The following is a 7,560-nucleotide window of genomic DNA, read 5'->3' as shown; positions in this document are numbered from 1 at the left end:
TAGATTACTTAATCGCGGAGAACTCAAGATTGATTGGGGTCGCAGGATTAAAAATAAAGGTAATTCTATAAATGCAAGTTAGATGCGTGTCAGCTTAGCGACTTGACCCATATCATCGGTAAAACTGTATTCATTCCGCTGCGGTTGCCTGTACTCGCTGGGAAGCACGGAGGTCAGGGATAAACCGTTGTACTTCTTCAACTTGCTCTAGGCCGGGCAGTTGACACCACACAGTACAACTGTTGCCAAGATTGACGATTAAAGCCTTACGTTTACAGGTTTTGACAAAGAAACGTGCTTGGGCTTCCTCTTCAATGGGAAAGGCCGCATACACGACGTAGAGTTGATCCCCCCAGCGGATACCTGTCTCAATTTCTGGTGAACCTTGACGTTTGACCTCACAGTAAGTAACTACTGAGCGGTTGAGAATAATCATCGTACTGACCTCGGACCTGCGTTGATCCCCATTATGATGCTTGTGATTAAGCAGTGCTACTATTTGTTACGTTAGTTCAGGAAATGTGTAGAGATTTGTAATATCAAGTCGAGTCTATATCCTATGGCAGAGGTATCTCTAGTAATTCAGGAATAGCGGCGTAACTGAATGCGGTAGCGGCCCTTGGGGGTGATCTGGACCTCGCCGACTTCCAAGCGTCCCTTCCCGCGCAGGGTAATGCGGTCGCCACTCTTGACTGCTTTTGCTGGTTGTAGCAAAGCCCGCCAGTTAACCTTCACCTCGCCACTATTGATGAGTTCGGTCATGCGGCTCCTAGACACCCCAAATCCGGCGGAAGCAACTGCGTCTAAGCGTAGGGAAGCCTCCGTCGTGGTCATCTCCTTGACTTGAGGGGGACGGACTTGGAGTTGTTCGAGGGGAATGGGGACGACCTGGACCGGGACCGTGCGAATCGAGACCAATAGAGTTTCGAGGGTCTGGACTGCCTCCGGGACCACCAACACTTGGGCACCCCGGTCCTTGACCAATAGGAGGTCCCCAAACTTATCCCGCGTCAATCCCACCCCGAGCAACGCCCCCAAGAAGTCCCGATGTGAAGCTGGGTCAAACAAGAAATTTCCCCGAATTTCCAGGGCCGTCACCGCCACTTGCTCAGGGGTCAAGGTCTGAGAACTATGGGCCAAGGCCAAGCGTTGCCGTTCCGCCTGGGGATAGCCCCCCCAAGCCAAAACCTGGACCTCACTCAGGGGCGCAAAAGTCTTGAGACATTCCTCAAGCTCCGGGGGCGGCAAAAAATCTGAACAGCACACCCCCCACTGCTGGAGTGCCCGTTCCGCCAGATCAATCACCCGCGCCAACGTATCGCGGAACTCCGCACCCTTGAGTAATTCATTCCTGGGTAATTGCATGGGTCAACCTTTGGCGGAGAGGGAGGGATTCGAACCCTCGGTACGGAGTTACCTGCCGTACAGCAGATTAGCAATCTGCCGCTTTCGACCGCTCAGCCACCTCTCCAGGTGAGCAGAACTATTATAGGCCCGTACCTGACCAAAAAGCGACCCTTACTTGTTTGCGGCGGATTTATACTCAATTTCACAAAACGCCTAACCCTGGCTTGCTTCAGCCGGTGCAACTATTTTGAAGACGCGGAGCTCCTCTTGATCCCGTAGGGGATCAGGGCTATCGTGTAATCAAAATTGAGGAGGCCCCGTGTCCGAACAAGCTCTACTCGAAGACCTGACGCTCCGTCAATTGCGTTTAGTGGCGCAACGGTATCGGGTCTCGCGCTACAGCCGCATGACCAAGCAAGAACTCTTGGAAAACATCCTGATTGCCCAGACCCAGCAAGCCCAGGAGCGTCCGCGCAACCTCGGCAAAGAGGACGTGGAGATGGCTAAGTATCAGACCGGGGGCACCGCCCTCACGGATCTACTGGTGGACGGCGACCTCGGGGAGTTGCCGGCCGGATATGGCGAGAGCCGCGTCGTCCTGTTGCCCCGTGACCCCCAATGGGCTTACGCCTACTGGGATGTACCCAATGAACACAAACAGGCTCTCCGTGAGGCCGGAGGCCAGACCTTACTGTTGCGGCTCTACGACGTGACCAACCTCAACTTCAACGGCACCAACGCTCATACCTTGATTGAGTTTCCCTGTGACGAACTTGCCCGGGAATGGTATGTGCCCATCCCCGTCAGTGACCGCGACTTTGTGGTGGACATCGGCTATAAGAGTGGGCATGGCGAGTGGTTATTGTTAGCACGTTCTGCTCCGGTGCGGGTCCCACCGATGTATCCCTCGGATTGGGTGAGCGACCATTTTGTGTCCATTCCCTTCTTGCTAGACCTCCAGGACAAGTCCTTCGCGCCCTACCAACCACCTATCGTCAGCACGGGTGCCCTCGGGATCAGTGCACCGGAGGCTCCGCCGACTTCCTTCACCCCAGCCCCGACCCCGGAGCAGACAGTAATTCCCAGTCCCGGCTTGCACACGGTTGTCTATGACTATGTCGCCGGTATCAATGCCCCGGCTGGTTCTGTGGCGTCCGCCGAGCAACAGTTACCCGGCGCGGAGTCCGGTCTGGGACTGTCGGGCGGTTTGACGACCGAAGCCTTGGGTCAACAACCCCTGCCACTGTTGTCTTTGTTCAGTGGTCTCTTCTCAGGACAGTACTACTCGGGGCAATACGGTGAAGCGGAGCGGAAACGGGGTTTCTGGCTGGTCGCCGGGGCCGAACTCATCATCTACGGCGCAACGGAACCCGATGCCACCGTCACCCTGGGCGGTCAAACCATTCTCCTCAATCCCGACGGGACCTTCCGTTTCCATTACCAATTCCCTGACGGTCTTCATGAATCTTCAGTTGTGGCGGTTGCCGCCGATGGCGAGCAGCAGCGGGCGATCACGATGCGTTTCCTGCGCCAAACTCCGCTCGCCCAGGGGAATACCAAGGAAGAGATGGTTGTCGCACCCTACTGAGGACGACTTGCTACCAACGCCCCACCGGGGCGTTTTCAGTTAGGGGGTGGCGTCGCAGCGGACGGGGCTAGCGGTAGGGACCGGGCTGGGCTCAGCGGGTAATAGACGGGCTTCCTCTGCTTCGAGGTGCTGGTACTGGTTTTGGAAACTCAGGAGTAGCTGTTCGCCTACCTCAATCGCTTGGTCCGCGTCGAGACTGTGGACTTTATAAATGCAGACCTGGAGTTCGATGACGAGCTTGGCGTAGGACTTGACCAGATGGGATAGCTGGATGGCTAAGTCCCCGTGCTGGGTACCCCGCTTGTCCAAACTCCCCACCTGAGCAAGCAAGTCTTCGTAGAGTTTTTGCTCAATAACGGTCCGGCGGGCCCTATCTTCTAAAGTAACCAGCAGCCCCGCGAGGGCCTGTGCTTGATTGAGGCAAGCCTGGGCAATTTGCCGATGGGAGGCAGTGAGCTCCGTCAGCCGCGCTGCTTGGTCTGAACATTTTTTCTTGAGGTTATAGAGGACAGCACTATATTTAATCAGAGCTTTAACGGGCTGAGCGGGTTTGACCTGAGGCTGGGGCACAGGTACTGGCTTTTTGAGTAGAGACCGGAACTGTTCAACCAACCCTGCCAGAGGACCATTATGTGGTTCGGGGGAAGAAGTCATGGTCGTGTGACAGATATACGTTCAGCAGTATTGTACGGAGAATTCCCTAAGGTCGTCATCCGTATTGGGAGGATTGTCATAAAGTCATGCAATGTCTGGTAATTTTACTTAGAGGTAGCTCCCGTTAAGATGGGACAGCGCGCTCCAGGAATGCTGTGACCATTGCTCGCCCGCACCGGGGTTATCACGGTCCACGGGGTAGCCAACGATTTTTTGAAGGTTGGTATTACCGAGTTAGTTTACCGGAGGCATCTTTCGCCACCATCTACAGTATTGAGGACCCCCACGGTGGACCCTTGAGCCAAGGCGCGGTCCAAGTTCTAACCGCTACCGAAGTAGCTGTGGAGTGCTTTCCCCAAGTGAAAAACTTCTGGGCAGACCCGGACGCGCTGGCCTTTGGACAGGTGCAGGCCGCTACCCCACGGGTGGGTCTCCAACTGTCTGCCCCCTTTTGGGACCAACTCCAGACGGGCTACCAAGCCACCGCTAGCTTGAATCAGGGCCGAGTCCGTACCGATCGGGGTGAATTTAGCTGGGATTACCGGATTACCCCCATCCTTGGTTGGGGGCGGGATGAGGCGACGATGGGTTTACTTTCGTACCTCCCGGTCTATGAGGTGGGCTGGCAAGTTTGTATGGCCCACGGTTGGGCGACGGGTCACTTCACAACGCCCAGTCAACAGCACAACTTCACCCACGCTCCGGCCTATATCGAGAAAAATTGGAGCCTGGGATTTCCTAAAATCTGGTTCTGGCTCCAAGCCAATGATTTCACCGTGGTCCAAGGTCTACCGGACCCCAATTTGACCGTGACCAGCGGCGGCGGGGCACGGCGGACCCTAGGTTGGGAGGATGAGGCGGCTCTGGTCGGCCTTCATTACCAGGGGCGGTTCTTCAATTTTCGGCCTGAGACCGGGTCGGTCCAGTGGCAGGTCCAGACCGATACCCAGCAAGGCCACTGGCAAATTTGGGCGGGAGCGGACGGCTACGAGATTGAACTAATCGCTGGGGTCCCTAGGACTAAACTCCAAGCCCTCCTCGGTCCCTCCCCTACCCGAACTTTGCATCCCATCAGTCTGCATAGTCTAGCGGGGCAGCTAACCTTAAAACTTTACCGGGGACGGGGAGCCCAACGGGTCTTGATTTTGGAGGCTGAGTCTCAGACGACTGCCGTCGAGGTGGGCGGCGAACGGTGGGCGGGGACTTGGGCGGGTAGGTGTTGAGGGGCTAGCTGGTCATAGGCTTCATCTAGCTCAAAGCGGCGTTCCGTGAAGGCTCTGAGTAATTCCTTGCCTGTGGTCAGGACCTCACACTCGGGCAAAGCTTTCAGCTTGTAGATGCAGACTTGAAATTCAATGACCAGTTTATTGTAGGCATCCGCCAGTTCAGTTTTGGGCCGTGCTAGGGCCTCTAGCCGCAGTACCTCAACCAATAAGAGCTGGACACGATCACGTAAAACTTGGACCGGCAGCGGTTCGTGATCCTCGGAGTTGAATTCAATCAGACAAAAAATCTGCTCCTCCACTGCCCGGATTTGACTGAAGTAGTCCTCCGCCAACTGTGCTTGGAAAAATGACTGTTCCCCTAGGAGCGCGGCCCGCTGACTACAATCTCGCTTCATGGCGTAGAGCAAGTCGCAGGGGGTAGACGCAAGGGTAGGGGCAGGGGGTACAACCGGGGCTTGTCGGTGGTTCCACCAATCCCGGAGAAGACGCAAAGGCGTAGCTAAGACCTGTAAAGAGCGAGGGATGAAGAGAGTCATGGCGCAACCACGGTGGGGAAGTACGTGAATTTACTAGCCTAAGTATAAGCACAGAACCAGCACCCACTGTAAAAACTGTATAAATTACGTATTAATGCTTAAAAAACCAGAAAATGCCTACGAATTTAGCTGATAAATCTCTGAATTTTACTTAGCATCGGTTCTTACCTATTGAAATTACGTGGATTTTTATCTAAGGTATTCACACCAAGTCGAAGGACAGCTCTATGGAAGTCTGGTTTGTGGTCCTAGTCGCGTTCATTACCGGTGGAACATTTCTTGGCGGGTACTTGTGCCCTGCTATTTTATTGCACTGGTTAGCACCGATGGAGCTAATCACCCGTGAGGAGGCTGTCTGGCGGCTCGAACGTCAATTCCAGAATAGTCCTAGTCAGGGCAATCCTGACCGCGTAGGTTAGTCAGGTCCAGACTGAGAGCGTCCCACGGACCCAACCAAACCGTTTATCCTCATTGAAAACTCGCAACCGGACCCGTTGGAAAACCAAAAACTCAGCGGGGATACTCAAAATTACGGACCGAGTGGGGGGCAAAACCTGCTCAACCACCCCAAAAACCACATCCCGCGTATCAAATTCATTATTGGTCACATCTAAAAAAGCTGTCCCCTGGACCTCACTGTAGACGATGGCACTGATCCGACTCGCTCCGAGGCTGGGCAGGAAGATGGAGGTGTAGTATTGACCGGGCAAGTAAACAGCATCGAATTTTTGGTTAAACAGACGGGGGGTACGTGTGTCTTGAGCCAAGACAGGACTGGCCCCCAACCCCAACAGTACAGCGCGACGTTTCATGAACGACTCCCCTCTCAGTCCGGTAGGACTTGTCCATATTTTAGCCGTTGCCCATTTGGATAACGGGCTAGTTACGGATTGAGCAGGATCGTCACGTTATCGGACCCAGAATTAGCCGTTGCCACGTCCACTTGACCATCCCCATTCAGGTCCGCCACGACGACACCCAGCGGCTCATCACCCACGCTAAACGTCACCGGGGCGAGTAGCTGACCGTTACCCTGGTTAGCTAACACGGTACCCGTGCTCCTATCCTCTAGTATCGTCACTACATCAAGATACCCATCCCCATCCAAGTCCCCCACCTCAACATCAGCGGACTGACCCTTGTTGGTGAAAAAGCGGTTCGGGCCAAAAGTTGCATCCCCGTTGTTCTCCAGGACGGTGACGGTTGAACGCAAGAAATCTCTGTTGCCCACTACGAGATCAAGGTCGCCATCGCCATCCAAGTCTCCAGCGGTAATGGATTTGGGATATCTACCCCGCAGGTCACGGACTTGGGGACGACCAAAGTTGCCCGTCCCATCATTTTTGAAGATCGAGACGTTGCTGTAATAGAAGATCGTCTCGGCGGTCGCCAAGTCCAAGTCCCCATCGCCATCTAGATCCCCAGCCACTAACCCAAAAGCTAACGCTGGGGTGGCTTGTTCTTGCGTGCGAACGAACGTCCCGTTCCCACTATTTTTCAAAATCACGAGTTCATAACTGGTCCCCAAAGCCAAGTCCAAGTCCCCATCCCCGTCTAGATCCCCAATCGCAAAAGACTCAATCCGCGAAGTCTTCCCCGCATTGATGCTCGTCGCGCTAGCAAAGGTCCCATCGCCCTGGTTACTCAGGAGGTAGGGTATCTGATTAAACAAGTTCGTCGTGTTGCCAATGACAACGAGGTCTAGGTCCAAGTCACCATCCACATCCCCAGTCACGAGTTCCGAGGGAGAGCTATTGTCGGGTAGCGCAAAGTTGCGCGGACTCCCAACGGCGGTATTACCCAAGTTATCGAGAATCGAAATATTGTCGGATAAAGCGTTTGCCGTGGCTAGATCTTGGTCCCCGTCCCCGTCAAAATCTCCTGCCACAATCGCTTGCGGTCCGTCGCCGACGGAGTAATTACGCGGGACTGGCTGAGCTTGGACTGCACCCAAGGCTCCGATGAGACCAAGGAGGGTGACTAGATTTAAATGTGTCGTTACCATGAGCGTCACCTGGGTGAAGGGCAATATTGATGTAAGACCAATAGGTTCTAACATAATTGGTTCAAGTTAAGACTAAGTCAAGCGTCAAAAATATTTCAATTGACTCTGGGCTAGTTCCTAGCGCATCCAGGACAGACCCGATTCAGCGCGGTCGGGTTCACCGATGAGGTCCAGGAAATACTCTTCCAGAGAGCGGTGGCGAGT

Annotated in this window: 9 protein-coding genes and 1 tRNA gene; 3 read left to right on the top strand and 7 right to left on the bottom strand. The window is 54.5% G+C overall.

The window, feature by feature from the left end; genetic code table 11:
- Window positions 1-130: 130 nt before the first annotated feature.
- From HFM78_RS15130 to HFM78_RS15120, 3 genes are all read right to left on the bottom strand, one after another.
- Window positions 131-436, bottom strand: a complete 306-nt coding sequence (locus HFM78_RS15130) for a hypothetical protein (protein ID WP_287130289.1) — start codon at window positions 434-436, stop codon at window positions 131-133.
- 146 nt (window positions 437-582) lie between these two features.
- On the bottom strand, window positions 583-1,365 hold the full coding sequence (locus HFM78_RS15125; RefSeq protein ID WP_287130288.1) for a photosystem II S4 domain protein: 783 nt from the start codon (window positions 1,363-1,365) through the stop codon (window positions 583-585).
- A gap of 11 nt (window positions 1,366-1,376) precedes the next feature.
- Window positions 1,377-1,471: transfer RNA gene (locus HFM78_RS15120), tRNA-Ser, on the bottom strand.
- Between the two features lie 195 nt (window positions 1,472-1,666).
- Between HFM78_RS15120 and HFM78_RS15115 the strand changes: the two genes are divergently transcribed.
- Window positions 1,667-2,935: a DUF4912 domain-containing protein gene (locus HFM78_RS15115; protein ID WP_287130287.1), complete on the top strand. Its 1,269-nt coding sequence runs from the start codon at window positions 1,667-1,669 to the stop codon at window positions 2,933-2,935.
- 39 nt (window positions 2,936-2,974) lie between these two features.
- On the opposite strand, the gene HFM78_RS15110 is transcribed toward HFM78_RS15115, so the two are convergent.
- Complete coding sequence (locus HFM78_RS15110; RefSeq protein ID WP_287130286.1) at window positions 2,975-3,589, bottom strand: hypothetical protein; 615 nt, start codon at window positions 3,587-3,589, stop codon at window positions 2,975-2,977.
- Window positions 3,590-3,744: 155 nt separating this feature from the next.
- Between HFM78_RS15110 and HFM78_RS15105 the strand changes: the two genes are divergently transcribed.
- Complete coding sequence (locus tag HFM78_RS15105) at window positions 3,745-4,812, top strand: tocopherol cyclase family protein (RefSeq protein ID WP_287130285.1); 1,068 nt, start codon at window positions 3,745-3,747, stop codon at window positions 4,810-4,812.
- Here HFM78_RS15105 and HFM78_RS15100 read toward each other — a convergent pair.
- Complete coding sequence (locus tag HFM78_RS15100; RefSeq protein ID WP_287130284.1) at window positions 4,749-5,210, bottom strand: hypothetical protein; 462 nt, start codon at window positions 5,208-5,210, stop codon at window positions 4,749-4,751. The genes HFM78_RS15105 and HFM78_RS15100 overlap by 64 nt on opposite strands.
- A gap of 368 nt (window positions 5,211-5,578) precedes the next feature.
- On the opposite strand from HFM78_RS15100, the gene HFM78_RS15095 reads away from it, so the two are divergent.
- Window positions 5,579-5,770, top strand: coding sequence for a hypothetical protein (locus HFM78_RS15095; protein ID WP_287130283.1), 192 nt, complete (start codon window positions 5,579-5,581; stop codon window positions 5,768-5,770).
- Here the strand turns inward: HFM78_RS15095 and HFM78_RS15090 are convergent, their stop codons facing one another.
- Together HFM78_RS15090 and HFM78_RS15085 are read right to left on the bottom strand one after the other, a co-directional pair.
- On the bottom strand, window positions 5,771-6,163 hold the full coding sequence (locus HFM78_RS15090; RefSeq protein WP_287130282.1) for a hypothetical protein: 393 nt from the start codon (window positions 6,161-6,163) through the stop codon (window positions 5,771-5,773).
- A 71-nt stretch (window positions 6,164-6,234) separates the two neighbouring features.
- Window positions 6,235-7,356: a VCBS repeat-containing protein gene (locus tag HFM78_RS15085; RefSeq protein WP_287130281.1), complete on the bottom strand. Its 1,122-nt coding sequence runs from the start codon at window positions 7,354-7,356 to the stop codon at window positions 6,235-6,237.
- Window positions 7,357-7,560 lie beyond the last annotated feature (204 nt).

This window comes from Candidatus Cyanaurora vandensis (assembly GCF_013285555.1).
In the GTDB taxonomy this organism is placed as follows: domain Bacteria; phylum Cyanobacteriota; class Cyanobacteriia; order Gloeobacterales; family Anthocerotibacteraceae; genus Cyanaurora; species Cyanaurora vandensis.
This window is presented reverse-complemented; position numbering and strand designations above follow the sequence as displayed.